The following is a 13,682-nucleotide window of genomic DNA, read 5'->3' as shown; positions in this document are numbered from 1 at the left end:
TAGCCACAAATCGAGTTCAGTGTAAAACTTCTCAGGATTACAACCGAAGAATTGATGTCGCAATCGCGACGAAATACGCTCATGTAGGGAATGCGGTTTGTAGATTCGCAGACGTTTGAGAGGTGCCATAGTTATCGTACTCGAAATTCCATCCCATTGAGCTATTGGTAAAATTGATACGAGTTTGTTATCAATTGATGGATCAATGTCGCAGACCGATCCATTAATAAATACACGAAGTATAGCGTGTCGCTCGTTTCGACATTGACGTAGTTTAAGAATACGATCAGGTATTGGTAAATCCTGCCAATTAAATACGCCAATTAACAACTGGCTTGCTATGTCAACTTTTTGTAATTCTCGCTGTAAATACACGCATTTTTGGTAGCATGACCACATCCCATTATTACCACTTGTTCCGTATGGCAAGTCGCGGATCTTCTCGAATAATATAACTGCTTTTTGCATATTCATAAGGCAAATGGTTGGGCTAATGCGCAGAATAATATTTTCATGGTGTATAATAGCACATATGAAGTGGCTTGATGATATTGTCGATCGGTTTCGAAATGTGGATAAAGAGGTGCTCGTTTCTTCGGGTGCGTCGCCGTCGGGGGTGTATCATGTGGGGCATTTGCGCGAAATCGTTATCGCTGACGCCGTAGTGCGGGCGCTGAAGCAAGCAGGCATTCGGGCGCGCCACGTTCACGTTTCAGACAACCTCGACGCCTTTCGTAAGGTGCCGGTCAATCTGCCGGCCAGTTACGAGCAGTACTTGGGTATGCCGCTCTGTATGGTACCATCACCAGATGATCAATATGATTCATGGGGAGATTTTTGCCTGAAGCCATTCCTCGATAGCGCCGATAAAATTGGCGTCACTATGGACGTGGTCTATGCCAGCGATAAATATCGCAGCGGCTTCTTTGTGCCGGCCATCGAGCGCTCTCTGAGTCGCATCGACAAAGCTAAGTCAGCCATACAGGAGGTGTCGGGTCGGCAGTTGGATGATCAATGGTCGCCGATTCAGATTATGGAACATGGTCGTCTTAAAAATCGTCAGTTTGTCAGAATGGATAGCGATACAAAAACAATTATCTATCGTAGCCATGACGGCTCGGAGAATACGGTTCGGTATGACGACGGGCAAGTAAAGTTGGATTGGCGGCTGGACTGGCCGGGGCGGTGGTGGCTGCTCGGCGTTGATGTTGAGCCGTTTGGCCGTGATCACGCCACGAAGGGCGGCTCGTATGATACCGGCAGGCGGATCGCCCGTGAGGTTTATGACATTGATGCGCCAGTACCGGTGCCGTATGATTTTATCAATCGCACGGGTGACACCAAAAAGATGAGTGCCAGCAAAGGCACCGGCGTGAACGCGCATGATGTTGTCGATATGTTGCCGCCTGAAGTGGTGCGCTATTTCATGCTCCGGTATTCACCGGCCAAGCGATTGTACTTTGACGAGACCGATAGCCTCGTACGGCTGGTTGACGACTTCGCGGCGATGAAGCAGTATCCACAAAATGAGCTCGACAAACAGCTATTATTCTTGTGTACTGACGGGCTGAATCATCCAGCGGTCAGCTCAATTCCATTCTCGCATCTGGTCATTTCATACCAAGCGGCGTTGTGCGACACGGCAAAAACGGTGGAAATTTTGCGACGCAGTCCGGAATATGTCCGCATCGTCGATGAGGAAGAGACGGTGATTATCACAGAACTAGGCTATGTCAGTCGGTGGCTGGAGCGATGGGCGCCTGAGTCATTGAAGTTTCGCCTAGCGGACGAGGTACATCCCGATGAGTTTTCGCCAGAGCAAAAAGAATACCTGCGGCGATTAGCTGACGATATCACCGGGGCGCCGGCTGAAGCTGATGGCAATTGGTTTCATCAAGCAATTTACGCCTACAAGGAAAGCGGCTTGCTGCCGCCGCGGGAACTCTTCACCACCATCTACCGCGTGCTCATTAGCAAAGATTCCGGCCCGCGCGCTGGCTGGTTTTTATCAATCCTGCCAAGAGACTGGCTGGTTGAGCGACTACGGCTGGTCAAGTAAGAGTTTTGGCGAGGCCAGGTTGGGACTGAGCTATCAGTAGTACCATAGACGTGACAATAGATAAAGGAGACAGCATGACATTTGAAGAAGTACAAAAATTAGTAATGAGTCACGTCTGTGCTCGTCAGTGGGATAGGACGAAGGATTCACGTGGTTTAGCAATTTCGTTATCGTTGGAGGTCAATGAGTTGCTTGAATATTTTCAATGGAACGACACGCATATTGGCACAAAAGAAGATATGGCAAGCGAGCTGGCTGACATCATTATCTATGCGATTCAATTTGCCGACCGATTTGATATCAATATTCCCGAAGCGGTTGCTGCAAAAATTGCTAAACTAGATAAAAAGTATCCAGTTGAAATTTTTGAGATCAAAGATAAAGTTGAACAAAATCGCCGCTTGCTAGAGGCTAAGAAAAATTATAAAAAGGATACGACGCTATAAGGCTGCTGCCGTAGAATGTCATTGCGGCTATTTTGCATTGTAAGTATTAGGACAGCTTGGGTCGATAGACTTCACGGCACGGTGTCACTTGCGGCAGCTCGGCTTGACACCCACTGCCCGTCCGGCGTAAAATACTACACTTGGGTGCAGGATGTAAATCGTACTGAGTAGTTGAGTTGGAGAGTTCTTACATTTATGGGCTACTGATACTTGAATAACGTGAAAGGTAACAATGCTACACGAATTATCAATCAGAAGTAAACTAATCGTCATGAGTGCGGTGATGAGCGCACTGTTTTTGGTGGCGCTGGATCAAACGATTGTCTCGACGGCGCTGGCGGCGATTGTCAAGGAATTTAATAGCTTTTCATCGCTTGGCTTCATCGTGACTGCTTACATGTTGACCACCACGGTGACCGTGCCGCTGGCTGGTAAGTTGAGCGACATGTATGGCCGCAAGCCGCTGTTACTCGCCGGAGTGAGTATCTTTACCATCGGCTCGCTACTGAGCGGCCTGGCGCCGACAGTCGAGTGGCTGATCGCGTGGCGGGCGCTGCAGGGCATCGGCGGCGGTATCATCACTGCGAATGCCTTTACTATTGTTGGTGATCTCTTTCCGCCAAAGGAACGTAGTAAATGGCAAGGACTGTTTGGTGCGGTCTTTGGGATGAGTTCAGTAGCTGGGCCGTTAATCGGTGGTTGGCTGACAGATGGTGTGTCGCTATTTGGCATGGTTAGTGATTGGCGCTGGACGTTCTTGATCAATGTGCCGATCGGCGTGATCGCCGCCGTACTCATCATTCGCTACTGCCCGCAGATCAAGCATGACCGCACGCACAAGCCCGATTACCTCGGCGCGCTGTTTATCACCATTGCTCTGGCGACACTGGTGCTGGCGGTAGACAACACAGAGATGATCTTTAAGGGACTAATCGAGCGCGGTGTTAGCCTAGCGTTGGTTCAGGGCATGCTACTAACGATATCAGTACTGGCGGCGCTGAGTTTTGTGCTGATCGAGCGGCGAGCCAAGCAGCCGATTCTGCCGCTACGGTTCTTTGCCAATCGGACATATAGTTTGATTATGGCGGCAGCTAGCCTGTTTGGCGCGGCCTTTATGGGGGCAATTTTATATCTAACACAGTTTAACCAGCAAGTGTTTGGTGCTACTGCCTCGCAAGCCGGGCTGATGCTGCTGCCGATGGTGGCGGGTAGCATAACAAGCTCCATAACTATCGGTCGGCTGGTTGCTAAAACCGGTGCATATAAACGCTGGATAGTGGCCGGTTTTGGGCTAACGGCGGTCGGTGTCGCCGTGCTAACAATTCTACAGCCAGAATCGCCATATTGGCACGAAGCTATCGTGGCGGTATTTGTTGGGCTTGGATTCGGCGCGGCGATGCCGATCTTGACCTTGGCGGTGCAGAATGAGTTTACGCAAAAAGACCTCGGTGCGGCGACCTCCAGCGTGCAGCTGTTCCGTGGGCTGGGCTCGACAATTGGTGCGGCAGTATTATCGGGCATATTAACCGCTGGCATCCTAGCACATGTTGGCGATCCACATCAGCTGCCATACATCCAGAGCTTACAGCGCTCACCGGCTGCCCAGCAGATGCTATCTGGTGAGCTGAACGCTGATGTGTTGCTGCGGCTGAATGCTCAAAAAGAGACGATCGCTCGGGCGGCAGCTCAAGAGTTTGAGCGGCTACCAGCACCGGCTCAGGCCCGGGCAAAACAGCAATTTAGCCGCCAGCAGGATGAATTTACCAATGTCATTCTCCATGCGTTTACCGATGGTCTGCATCAGGTATTCTTGATCAGTTCGGGGCTGATGGTTGTTGCGATGATTGCAGTCATGCCGGTTCGGGAAAAGCGACTGCGCGGCTAATTGCCAGAGTGGTGTTTTCTGGGGTATAATTTTTGCATGACGGTGGGCTACTTTGAGCGGCGATGTGCAGGTGATTCGTTAGGGCGAACGCATCAGTTTCATCGTGGCGTGTGGGCGCATGTTAGCGGCACGCTACGTCCAAGCGAACTCGCCGAGCAGTTCGGCCTTGATGAAAATATTGTCCGTGACGCGGCCGATGTGCGCGAGCTGCCACGGATGGAATATAGCGGTGGTATTGAGTACGTCTTTGTGCGGCTACCGTTGGTTCGGGATGATATGGTCAAGACCGCGCCGCTACTGGCCGCTGTATCAAAAACCCAGTTTGTAACGATTAATCCTGCCAATAATTTCTCGCCGCGAGCCGCCGAGCCGTTTCTCACAACTACGACCGACAAGCCCGGCGCCCTCCTCGCAGCGACTATCGCTTGTGCGGTGGCTGCGTACGAACAACAGATTCATGACCTTGCTGGTAATATCGCTGCCGCCAGACACCGGCTGTCGCGCCACGAGGTGAAAAACGCTGACTTTATCGAGTTTGTAGCTATTGAAGATAGCCTCAACGAGTTTCATTCGAGTCTCGAGGGGCTAGCGAGCGTGCTCGGCCAATTAGCGCTCAATCGCCGCGGCCTGTTCACGGTGCGCGACCTCGAGGCGCTGGGTGATCTGGTGCTGCACGTCAAGCAATTACTGGTCATGGTCGCCGCCAACAGCCAGACCATCACCAGCATCCAGAACGCCTATTCAACCATCGCCAATAATGTCCTTAATCAGCGGATGAAAGTCTTGACCGCCATCACCATTCTCCTGGCCATCCCGAATGTGTTTTACGGTATGTACGGCATGAATATTACCTTGCCGTTTCAAGGTGAGGCGTGGGCCTATCCGGTGATTACCGGGTTTACGGTGCTGCTCATCGGCATTGTGTACATCTTCGCCAAGCGACTGCGCTTGTTTTGAGGCTGATATCGGGGGTCAGATCAGAGGTAGACCTGGCTTGACGTTCGTATCAGTCTTTGCTATGATGGCTGATGTGTCTCGCGCCGAAGCATATCGCTGCTTATCATAAAGTGGGCAATAAAGGTCGAAGCGCGTGAGGCTGCACTAGTACAAAGGAGTACGAAACACATGCCAATAGCAATCAATGTTGTGTCGACCAGTCGGCGCAAAAAGGTCGCAGTGGATGTGGTGCCTGCCAAATGGCAAACATACATAGCACAATAAGTGCGCTTGTCCATAAAAAGGGACGGCATAAAAATCACCCCACAGGCACCGGGGTGATTTTTACTTGGACACCAGTTAATGCTTTTGATCAATTTGATGTTATTTTTTTGCTTCATCAACTGCGACGCCGGCTTTTTTCAGGGCGTCTTTGACAGCATTTTCGATAGAGCTAGCGTCACCGAGGTTAAGCTTGTTGCCATTGATGAAAAAGGTTGGTGTGCCATCAATTTGTAACTGTCGCCCGACCGCCACGTCAAAGTCAATTTTCTTCGTGACAGCGCTGCCGGCTAGGTCAGCATTGAACTTATCAACATTCAGGCCCAGCTGCTTGGCGTAGCTGCTGAAGACGTCGGTGCGTTCTTTGGCGCGGGCATTACTCCATGCGCCTTGGTTGGTGTAGAGTAGATCGTGCATTTCCCAGAACTTGCCCTGCAGTCCAGCTGCCTCGGCGACCGCCGCCGCCGCTCGGGCGTTTGGATGGAGCGACGGGATCGGATAATTACGAAAGACCAGCGCGACGTGATCCTTGTACTTCTCGGCCACGCGCTTGGCCTCTGGTGCGGCAGTGCGGCAGCCCGGGCATTGGTAGTCGCCGTATTCGATCATCACAACTTTGCCGTTGGTGTTGCCGATCGTGTGCTCACCGATGTCACCAGTGCGCGCTTCGGCCGGTATGATGCGCATAGCTGCGTCATTTGAGATATCACTAACGTTCAAACGATTCTGTGTTGACAGATAAATCATACCGCCGACGACAGCCGCGACAACGATTGCAAAGATAGCCCAGGTTTTTCCGTTCATATTTCCTCCAAATTAACTCTAGCTATTATAGCATAAAAAGTATACAATGAACAGCATGAGCGATATTTTGCTAGGAATCCTGTATGCCGTAATCCTCGTGCTGCTGCTCATCGTGATGGGTGTCCATCCGCAGGCCTCGTCACACAGTAAGTTTGAGCTGCAGCGGCGAGCGCGCCGCGGTGATCAGGATGCGCAGCATTTGTTGAAGCGACATGCGCTGATGCGGGATATTTTTTCGCTGCAGCGGGTGATCGCAGCGGTGCTGCTGGTGACGCTCAGTGTCATCGGTGTGGAGTTGTTTTATTGGCTACTGGGCATTATCATTTCGCTAGCCATCGCATTGGAGGCGGGCGCACTGGCGCGGATTTCGCTATGGCAACAATATTCCCAGCGGCTTTACGAGCGGTATGAGGGGCGAATTTTGGTGCTGATCGAGAAGCATCCGACGTTGTTTGCAATGATTCGCTCGGTGGCACCGATGCCCAATGACGGCTATGACATTGAATCAAAAGAAGAGCTCGTCGCCATGGTCGAGCAGGCAGGTGAGGCGCTCAGTCGGGATGAGAAAAAGATGGTCATCGGTGTATTGTCGTTTGATACGGTGCCAGTCAAGGAAGTGATGACGCCGCGTAGCGTGATTGATACGGTGGATCAGGACGAGGTGTTGGGGCCGCTGGTGCTGGATGCGCTACACAAGACTGGACATAGCCGCTTTCCGGTGACCAAGGGCGATATTGATCATATAGTGGGGATGCTATATATTCAGGATTTATTGACAATTAACCGTTCGTCGACGAGCAAGCGAGTGCGAGCGGTCATGGAGAAAAAGGTGTATTATATCCGCGAGGATCAGACGTTGCAGCACGCGCTGGCGGCGTTTTTGCGAGTGCGGCATCACTTGTTCATCGTGGTGAATGAGTTTCGCGAGACGGTTGGTATCGTCAGCCTGGAGGACGTGCTTGAGCGGATACTGGGACATAAGATCATTGACGAGTTTGATGCGCACGAGGATCTGCGGCGGGTGGCGCAACGTAATCCACGCTATAACAATCGGACAAAACATGCCCGTGACGTCGCATAATCCGGCCGATATGCTATACTAGAACTAATGAATCCGAACCAGACTAACCCCGAGCCTGATTATACCCAGCCGGTTGCGTATGATTCTGATGGTCGGCCGCTGTATCATCATCCGCCGGCTGCCGCGACACCGCCACCGGTGACGACCGCGCCGCCGATTGAGCCACAGCCAACCTCGCACGTCACCATCCAGCCAGAGATGATTGAAGGGCAAAACTTCAATCCGCAGATCCGTGCCCAGTACGCTAACGAACCGAATGTCGTTCATGCCGCGCGGCCGATTGAGCCGACCGTTCCCGCAGTCAGCCCAGAGACCAAGGCGCGTCACGACCAGTCCGTTCGTGATTATCCGCAGCTCAATCTCAGCGAAGGCGAGTATGTCATCCTCGACATCAAGCGCCACCCGATCGGCATGGTCATTCCTACAGCCATCACTCTCCTGTTGGTCGTGGTGTTGCTGGTATTTGCGGCCTCATTCTCGTCGCTAACCGCTAATATTCCGCTGTTTCCGGCGGTGAATCCGGGAGCGGTGCTGGGTATTGCGCTGCTGCTCGTTGCCTTGGTGGTGTTAGGCGGCGCGATCACCCTGTGGGTGTATCTACAGAATCACTTTTTCATGACTAATGAAAGCGTCATCCAGGAAATCCAACAGAGCCTCTTCGTTCGTCATGAACAGACAGTGAGTCTCGGCAGCATTGAGGACGCCAGCTTTTTCCAAGCCGGCATTGCCCAGACGATCTTTAACTACGGCACAATTCGTCTCAGTACTGAGGGTGAGGAGACAACTTATATTTTTCATTACGTGGCCAATCCCAAGCACCAAGTGGCCATCCTCAACAACGCCATTGAAGCCTTCAAGAATGGCCGGCCAGTCTGTTACGATTAGTTTGGCTACGATTTAGTTATTTGTGGCGGCTGTCTTTGACGAAATCTGCCTCACCATCAAGCGTGGCTCTGAGCGAATATGATTTGCACTTACCGCCGGTACAGTTTGTTGGCTCGTAGCGATAGGTGCTGCCGTTGTCACCAAGTTTTTTACCACTCGGATCTTTGAGCAATTCCTTGTCCATGGTCGGCAGCGTCTCATCGGTAATTTTTTCTGGATAAAAACCGTGCTGCTTGTAATAGGCTTCTTCGAGGCTGTAATGCATGGCATTAATAGCGGTTTTTTTCCGGTCGTTTTGGTGCTCGCGTTGGATCGTCACCAGCTGGGTGAACGCCACCGCCGTGGCCACGCCGAGAAATATAATCGCCACTAGCACCTCGATCACCGTAAAGCCTGCTTGTCGTTTCATGTTGTCCATTATAGCAAAGTTTCACTGCTCGTGGTAGGCGCTTGATTTATGGTATACTATACAGCATAAGATAACGGAGGGAGAGGTATGGCTAGCACAGCGAAAACCGATGACAAACATCAAACAGACGCCGCGACTGGTACGGCTTGGGTGACAGAGAAAAAGATTGATGACGGGAAGTTAAAAGCCTTGGGTCTGGCGATGGATCAAATCACCAAGCAGTTTGGTGATGGCTCGATCATGAAGCTGGGCGAGGCGCACAAAGTTGATGTTGAAGTGATTCCGTCGGGCTCGCTGAGCCTTGATTTGGCGCTGGGTGGTGGCTATCCAAAGGGACGCATCATCGAGATTTACGGCCCCGAGAGTTCGGGTAAGACAACTTTGACATTGCATGCCATTGCTGAAATTCAAAAACAGGGCGGCACGGCGGCGTTTATCGACGCTGAGCACGCGCTTGACCCGAGCTATGCCAAGCGGTTGGGTGTGGACACCGAGAATCTGCTGGTATCGCAGCCAGACAACGGTGAGCAGGCGCTGGAAATTACCGAAACCTTGGTGCGCTCAAACGCGGTGGATCTGATTGTGGTGGACTCGGTGGCAGCATTGACGCCGCAAGCAGAAATTGACGGCGATATGGGTGATTCGCACATGGGTCTGCAGGCGCGGCTGATGAGCCAAGCGCTGCGTAAATTGACTGGTATCATCAACAAGTCGAAAGCGACGGTGATTTTCATCAACCAGATTCGCATGAAGATTGGTGTGATGTTTGGCAATCCTGAGACTACGACGGGCGGTAACGCACTGAAGTTTTACGCCTCGCAGCGGGTGGATATTCGTCGGATTGGGCAGATCAAGGTTGGCGATGATATTCTCGGTAACCGCACCAAGATCAAGGTGGTGAAGAATAAGATTGCGCCGCCATTCCGCATCGCTGAGTTTGACATTATGTATAATGAAGGCATTTCTAAAACTGGCGACATTCTGGATTTAGCAGCTACGCACGGTATTGTCGAAAAATCTGGCGCCTTTTACAAGTATAACGGCGAGACTATTGGCCAGGGCCGCGATAAAACTAAATTGTATCTGAAAGAAAACCCTGAGGTTCTGGCGGAAATTGACCAGAAGGTTCGGGAGAAGGTCAAAGAAGCAGAGGGGTAGCCAATGGCTGGTCAGCGAGTAACGCTGCGTGATGAATGGGGAAATCTAGCAGTCACGCTGTCATGTAAAGCAATTGTTCGTGATGGTAACAGTATATGGCTACGAAAAAATGAGCGCAATGATTGGGAGTTGCCCGGCGGTCGGCTTGATGAGGGTGAGCAACCAGAACAGACGATCGTTCGTGAAATTGCTGAGGAGCTGGGTGTTGAGCTAGTATCACCACGTCTTGTCGATGTGTATATTTGGAAAAAGGATTTTGGAACGACAACACATATCGGGATCGTTACCTTTGCTGGTGATGTAGGCCGAAAGGTCGGTGGGCCTGAGCTTAACGGTGAGGCTGGCAAGGCTGAGTTTCAAAAGTTTATTATTCGTGCGGCGCTTCAACTCGATAATCTGCCAGAGGTATATAAACGGGCAATCCGAAAGATACTTATATGAGAAAGGCGGTCTTACTTCATGGGACAGATGGTACACCAGGAGAGCATTGGTTTGTTTGGTTGCACGATTGGCTAAAAGCGCATAACTACAAAGTTTTTGAACCGCAACTACCAAATTGCCACACGCCCAATAGGGAGGAATATCATCATTTTCTGTTGAGTCAGGGCTGGGATTTTACAGATAATCTTTTAGTTGGACATTCTTCTGGTGCGACGACAGTTTTGAATCTATTGCAGTCAGACGATATCCCTGTAGTCGAGACGGCAATTCTCGTCGGTACATTCTTGAATGAACGATTGACGATCGGTACGGATCAGTATGAACCAGGTCAATTTGATAGATTATGGCCTGATACTGGTTTTGATATTGAGAAGATTCGCTGTGGCGCAGGGCGGCTGCTATTTATTCATAGCGACAACGATCCATATTGCTCATATGGTGACGCTAGGGTGTTTGCTGGGCGGCTTGGTGCAGAATTCGTAACTGTCCACAATGGTCATCATCTTGGATCAGAGTCGGGGCTAAAAGCGTTACCGCAGATCATTGATTACCTTGAGGATACCGGGAGGAGTGATAGGTTGCTTCATGAAAATCACTGACATCTCTCTCCAAACTCGCGACAAAAACCGTGTTAATGTGAGTGTTGATGGTGTCTATCGCTTTAGCCTCGATGTCTTTCAGGTGGGTGAGCTGGGGATTAAGGTTGGGCGCGAATATACCGACGAAGAATTGGCGGCGCTGGAGGATGAGAGCCAGTTTGGTAAGCTGTACGCCCGCGCCATGGAGTATTGCTTGGCGCGGCCGCGCTCAATTAAAGAAATGCGCGATTATTTGTGGCGTAAAACCAGGCCGACCAAAAAGCGCTCGCCGAAGACCGGTGAAATTATTGAGCGTCCGGGTGTGAAGCCAGAAATTACCGAGCGGGTGCTCGCGCGGCTGATCGAGAAAAAATACCTCGACGATGAAAAGTTTGCCCGCTTTTGGCTGGAACATCGGTTCTTGCAAAAAGGCGCTAGTGTTAGGCGGCTAAAATTGGAACTAGCGCAAAAGGGGATTGACCGCGAGACGATAGAGCAATTAATCAGTGAAAATATCCGCTCCGATGACGAGGAGCTACGAAAAATTATCGCTAAAAAACGTTATAAATATGCTGGCGATCCGCAAAAGTTTATGGCGTATCTAGCCCGTCAAGGATTTTCATATGACGATATCCGGGCGGCGCTTGGTGGCGAGCCTGACGAATAGGCCGGCTACTTGTGATCAAGCGCTGCGGCCTAACTGCTCGCGCAGCCACCCGTCGATTGTCCCGGCACCCATACCGAGTACCAACGCACCACGTGCTCGCTGCTGTTCAATCGTGTGCCACAGCACCTCATCCAGCTGCGCGATATGTACCTTGTCCGTCGTCAATTGGCGCGTCAATTCCTCCGGCGTCAGCACCGGCAGGTTCGGGTCTTCGCGGGTCAAGTACGTCGGCAGCCAATATATCTTGCTGGCATGGGTAAAAATCTCATCAGTGTAGCGTTCATGCACCTCGTGCTGGCGAATATTTTGGTGTGGCTGGTAGACGAGCACCACGCGGTCATTTAGTTCATGAGCCAGCTGCAGCGTGGCGGCAATCTCCGACGGATGATGGCCGTAGTCGGTGTAGAGATTGTCAGCTAGCTTCTCGAAGCGTCGGCCGGTACCCGGAAAGGTATTGAGCGCCGTGATAATCGCCTCAGCCTCAATCTCGAAGGCAGCCACCTCTTGCACCAGCATCACCGCCCGTGCTGCCAGCGTGCCGTTATGCCGGTTGTGTTCGCCAGCCAGCGCTATCTGCGGATCAGTCTGTTCAAGCACTGTTACGTTGGCCGGAGTAAATACGTCAGCGTCCTCGCGCCAAGCGATCACCTGCGTCGACTGCTCGCCAAATTGCCGAAACGCCGCTCGGTAATCATCTGGCGTTGGAAAGGTATCGGGGTGGTCGTAGTCAACTGAAGTAATGAGGCTCAGCCACGGCGAAAAGTGGAGGAAATTGCGGTCAAATTCATCACATTCATACACCAAAAACTGACTGGCCGGATCAAACCGACCGCTTGGGCCAAAACTAAGCGTCGAGCCAACCAGGTAGCTCACTGGCACGCCGAGCTGCTGCAGGGCCCACACCAACATACCGGTCGTCGTCGTCTTGCCGTGCGTACCGGTGACGGCGATGAGCTTGAGCTGCTTATCAGCAATAATCTGAGCGAGTAGCTCGTCACGCTTGCTGGTGCGAATCCCTAGCTGTCTCGCTAGTACCAACTCTGGATGATCCGCCGGCAGGGCCGCCGTATACACGAACCAGTCAAAGGGCTCTCGCTGATGCTTGCTGCGCAAAAACTCGCCCGACTGATCAAACGACACCGTGATGCCGGCCTGCTTGAGCGCCTCTGTCATCAAACCGGCCGCCCGGTCAGAGCCGCAGACCTCGTGCCCAGCGCCAATGGCCATTTCTGCCAGTGGTCCAATTGCCACACCACCAATTCCCGAAAAATAAATCCTCATAGCGTCATTATACCACTGACGCCATCCCCGTGTCGCATTCACCCAGTATCTTTGGTATAATGGACTTGAGAAAGGTGGGGAATGGCAGATAAGCGAGGCGCGCGTCGGGCAATTCGGCGACTAGAAGAAATCAAGACATGGCAGCTGGTCATTTTGCTGGTGATGGCGTCGTTTGTCAGTGCAACATTCCTCAGGCTAAATAATATTGGCATGATCGAGCGCCGTGACGCCGTCATCAACGCCGACAAGGAGGGCGACGAGGGGGCGCTGGAGCGGCGGGTGTATGACTTGCAGCGCTACGTGGTTGCACACATGAACGCTGACCCGGGACGCATCGCTCTGGAGCACTCGTACAAGCGGGCCTATGACGCTGCCTGGAAAGAATTCGAGTCAAAGTCGGCCTCTCGTTCCAGCAACGACACGGTCGCTAAAGTCCGCCAAGTCTGCGACGCCCGAGCCCAGGCTGGTGGTTGGGGGCGATTTTATGCTACGGCCGATCCGCGCTACGTCAGCTGCATCAATGATGAATGGGCGAAGTACCCGGCTGCTTCGTCGCTTGACCTCAAATTTACGCCGCCTGCCACCGCGCCGTATTATCAGACATTTGTACCGCCGCTCTGGTCATCGGACTTGGCGGGCTGGTCATTGGTGGTAACAGGGGTAATTGTGTTGATTATCATTGCTCGACTGGTGGCCTTGGCGGTATTGAAACTGCTGCTTCGGTATCGTCAAAAACCGCTTTAGGCTTGACAGGGGTTAACAGAGGCGCT

At 51.9% G+C, this 13,682-nt stretch carries 14 protein-coding genes; 11 read left to right on the top strand and 3 right to left on the bottom strand.

Features of this window, described 5'->3' with window-relative positions; genetic code table 11:
• Positions 1–481 precede the first annotated feature (481 nt).
• From lysS to FBF27_04075, 4 genes are all read left to right on the top strand, one after another.
• Entirely contained in the window at positions 482–2,059 is a 1,578-nt protein-coding gene (gene lysS, locus FBF27_04090; protein QJU09559.1) for a lysine--tRNA ligase, read from the top strand.
• A gap of 74 nt (positions 2,060–2,133) precedes the next feature.
• Entirely contained in the window at positions 2,134–2,505 is a 372-nt protein-coding gene (locus tag FBF27_04085; GenBank protein QJU09558.1) for a nucleotide pyrophosphohydrolase, read from the top strand.
• Positions 2,506–2,737: 232 nt separating this feature from the next.
• A complete protein-coding gene (locus tag FBF27_04080) occupies positions 2,738–4,390 on the top strand; it encodes an MFS transporter (GenBank protein QJU09557.1) in 1,653 nt (550 codons plus the stop codon).
• A 36-nt stretch (positions 4,391–4,426) separates the two neighbouring features.
• Positions 4,427–5,347, top strand: coding sequence for a magnesium transporter CorA family protein (locus FBF27_04075; GenBank protein QJU09556.1), 921 nt, complete (start codon positions 4,427–4,429; stop codon positions 5,345–5,347).
• A 363-nt stretch (positions 5,348–5,710) separates the two neighbouring features.
• Here FBF27_04075 and FBF27_04070 read toward each other — a convergent pair whose 3' ends face one another.
• Positions 5,711–6,295: a DsbA family protein gene (locus tag FBF27_04070; GenBank protein ID QJU09665.1), complete on the bottom strand. Its 585-nt coding sequence runs from the start codon at positions 6,293–6,295 to the stop codon at positions 5,711–5,713.
• A 163-nt stretch (positions 6,296–6,458) separates the two neighbouring features.
• Here FBF27_04070 and FBF27_04065 point away from each other — a divergent pair, with 163 nt between their 5' ends.
• Entirely contained in the window at positions 6,459–7,493 is a 1,035-nt protein-coding gene (locus FBF27_04065; GenBank protein ID QJU09555.1) for a CBS domain-containing protein, read from the top strand.
• 27 nt (positions 7,494–7,520) lie between these two features.
• Positions 7,521–8,378 carry a PH domain-containing protein gene (locus tag FBF27_04060; protein ID QJU09554.1) on the top strand — a complete coding sequence of 286 codons (858 nt, stop codon included), beginning with the start codon at positions 7,521–7,523 and terminating at the stop codon, positions 8,376–8,378.
• 16 nt (positions 8,379–8,394) lie between these two features.
• Here FBF27_04060 and FBF27_04055 read toward each other — a convergent pair whose 3' ends face one another.
• The gene (locus tag FBF27_04055; protein QJU09553.1) at positions 8,395–8,796 is read right to left on the bottom strand and encodes a type II secretion system protein; all 402 of its coding nucleotides are present in this window, start codon (positions 8,794–8,796) and stop codon (positions 8,395–8,397) included.
• A 78-nt stretch (positions 8,797–8,874) separates the two neighbouring features.
• Here FBF27_04055 and recA point away from each other — a divergent pair, with 78 nt between their 5' ends.
• Genes recA through FBF27_04035 form a run of 4 tightly spaced genes read left to right on the top strand, consistent with a single transcriptional unit; the run spans position 8,875 to position 11,631 of the window.
• Positions 8,875–9,945, top strand: coding sequence for a recombinase RecA (recA, locus tag FBF27_04050; GenBank protein ID QJU09552.1), 1,071 nt, complete (start codon positions 8,875–8,877; stop codon positions 9,943–9,945).
• A gap of 3 nt (positions 9,946–9,948) precedes the next feature.
• Positions 9,949–10,386, top strand: a complete 438-nt coding sequence (locus FBF27_04045; GenBank protein ID QJU09551.1) for an NUDIX hydrolase — start codon at positions 9,949–9,951, stop codon at positions 10,384–10,386.
• On the top strand, positions 10,383–10,985 hold the full coding sequence (locus FBF27_04040) for a hypothetical protein (protein ID QJU09550.1): 603 nt from the start codon (positions 10,383–10,385) through the stop codon (positions 10,983–10,985). Before FBF27_04045 ends, FBF27_04040 begins: the two co-directional genes overlap by 4 nt.
• A complete protein-coding gene (locus FBF27_04035) occupies positions 10,972–11,631 on the top strand; it encodes a hypothetical protein (protein ID QJU09549.1) in 660 nt (219 codons plus the stop codon). The genes FBF27_04040 and FBF27_04035 overlap by 14 nt, the downstream gene beginning before the upstream one ends.
• A 15-nt stretch (positions 11,632–11,646) precedes the next feature.
• Here the strand turns inward: FBF27_04035 and FBF27_04030 are convergent, their stop codons facing one another.
• The gene (locus tag FBF27_04030) at positions 11,647–12,912 is read right to left on the bottom strand and encodes a hypothetical protein (GenBank protein ID QJU09548.1); all 1,266 of its coding nucleotides are present in this window, start codon (positions 12,910–12,912) and stop codon (positions 11,647–11,649) included.
• 81 nt (positions 12,913–12,993) lie between these two features.
• Here FBF27_04030 and FBF27_04025 point away from each other — a divergent pair, with 81 nt between their 5' ends.
• On the top strand, positions 12,994–13,656 hold the full coding sequence (locus FBF27_04025; protein QJU09547.1) for a hypothetical protein: 663 nt from the start codon (positions 12,994–12,996) through the stop codon (positions 13,654–13,656).
• Positions 13,657–13,682 lie beyond the last annotated feature (26 nt).

The sequence above is a fragment of the Candidatus Saccharibacteria bacterium oral taxon 488 genome (assembly GCA_013100805.1).
Taxonomy (GTDB): domain Bacteria; phylum Patescibacteriota; class Saccharimonadia; order Saccharimonadales; family Saccharimonadaceae; genus Nanosynbacter.
Note: the sequence above shows the minus strand (reverse complement) of the source record. Positions and strands in the feature narration are given on the sequence as shown.

Coding starts and splice junctions, on each gene's coding strand:
- FBF27_04045 (QJU09551.1), top strand. CDS start 9,949: ATGGCTGGTCAGCGAGTAACGCTGCGTGATGAATGGGGAAATCTAGCA.
- FBF27_04070 (QJU09665.1), bottom strand. CDS start 6,295: ATGCGCATCATACCGGCCGAAGCGCGCACTGGTGACATCGGTGAGCAC.
- FBF27_04075 (QJU09556.1), top strand. CDS start 4,427: ATGACGGTGGGCTACTTTGAGCGGCGATGTGCAGGTGATTCGTTAGGG.
- FBF27_04085 (QJU09558.1), top strand. CDS start 2,134: ATGACATTTGAAGAAGTACAAAAATTAGTAATGAGTCACGTCTGTGCT.
- FBF27_04055 (QJU09553.1), bottom strand. CDS start 8,796: ATGGACAACATGAAACGACAAGCAGGCTTTACGGTGATCGAGGTGCTA.
- FBF27_04080 (QJU09557.1), top strand. CDS start 2,738: ATGCTACACGAATTATCAATCAGAAGTAAACTAATCGTCATGAGTGCG.
- FBF27_04030 (QJU09548.1), bottom strand. CDS start 12,912: ATGAGGATTTATTTTTCGGGAATTGGTGGTGTGGCAATTGGACCACTG.
- FBF27_04025 (QJU09547.1), top strand. CDS start 12,994: ATGGCAGATAAGCGAGGCGCGCGTCGGGCAATTCGGCGACTAGAAGAA.
- FBF27_04065 (QJU09555.1), top strand. CDS start 6,459: ATGAACAGCATGAGCGATATTTTGCTAGGAATCCTGTATGCCGTAATC.
- recA (QJU09552.1), top strand. CDS start 8,875: ATGGCTAGCACAGCGAAAACCGATGACAAACATCAAACAGACGCCGCG.
- FBF27_04060 (QJU09554.1), top strand. CDS start 7,521: ATGAATCCGAACCAGACTAACCCCGAGCCTGATTATACCCAGCCGGTT.
- FBF27_04035 (QJU09549.1), top strand. CDS start 10,972: ATGAAAATCACTGACATCTCTCTCCAAACTCGCGACAAAAACCGTGTT.
- lysS (QJU09559.1), top strand. CDS start 482: ATGGTTGGGCTAATGCGCAGAATAATATTTTCATGGTGTATAATAGCA.
- FBF27_04040 (QJU09550.1), top strand. CDS start 10,383: ATGAGAAAGGCGGTCTTACTTCATGGGACAGATGGTACACCAGGAGAG.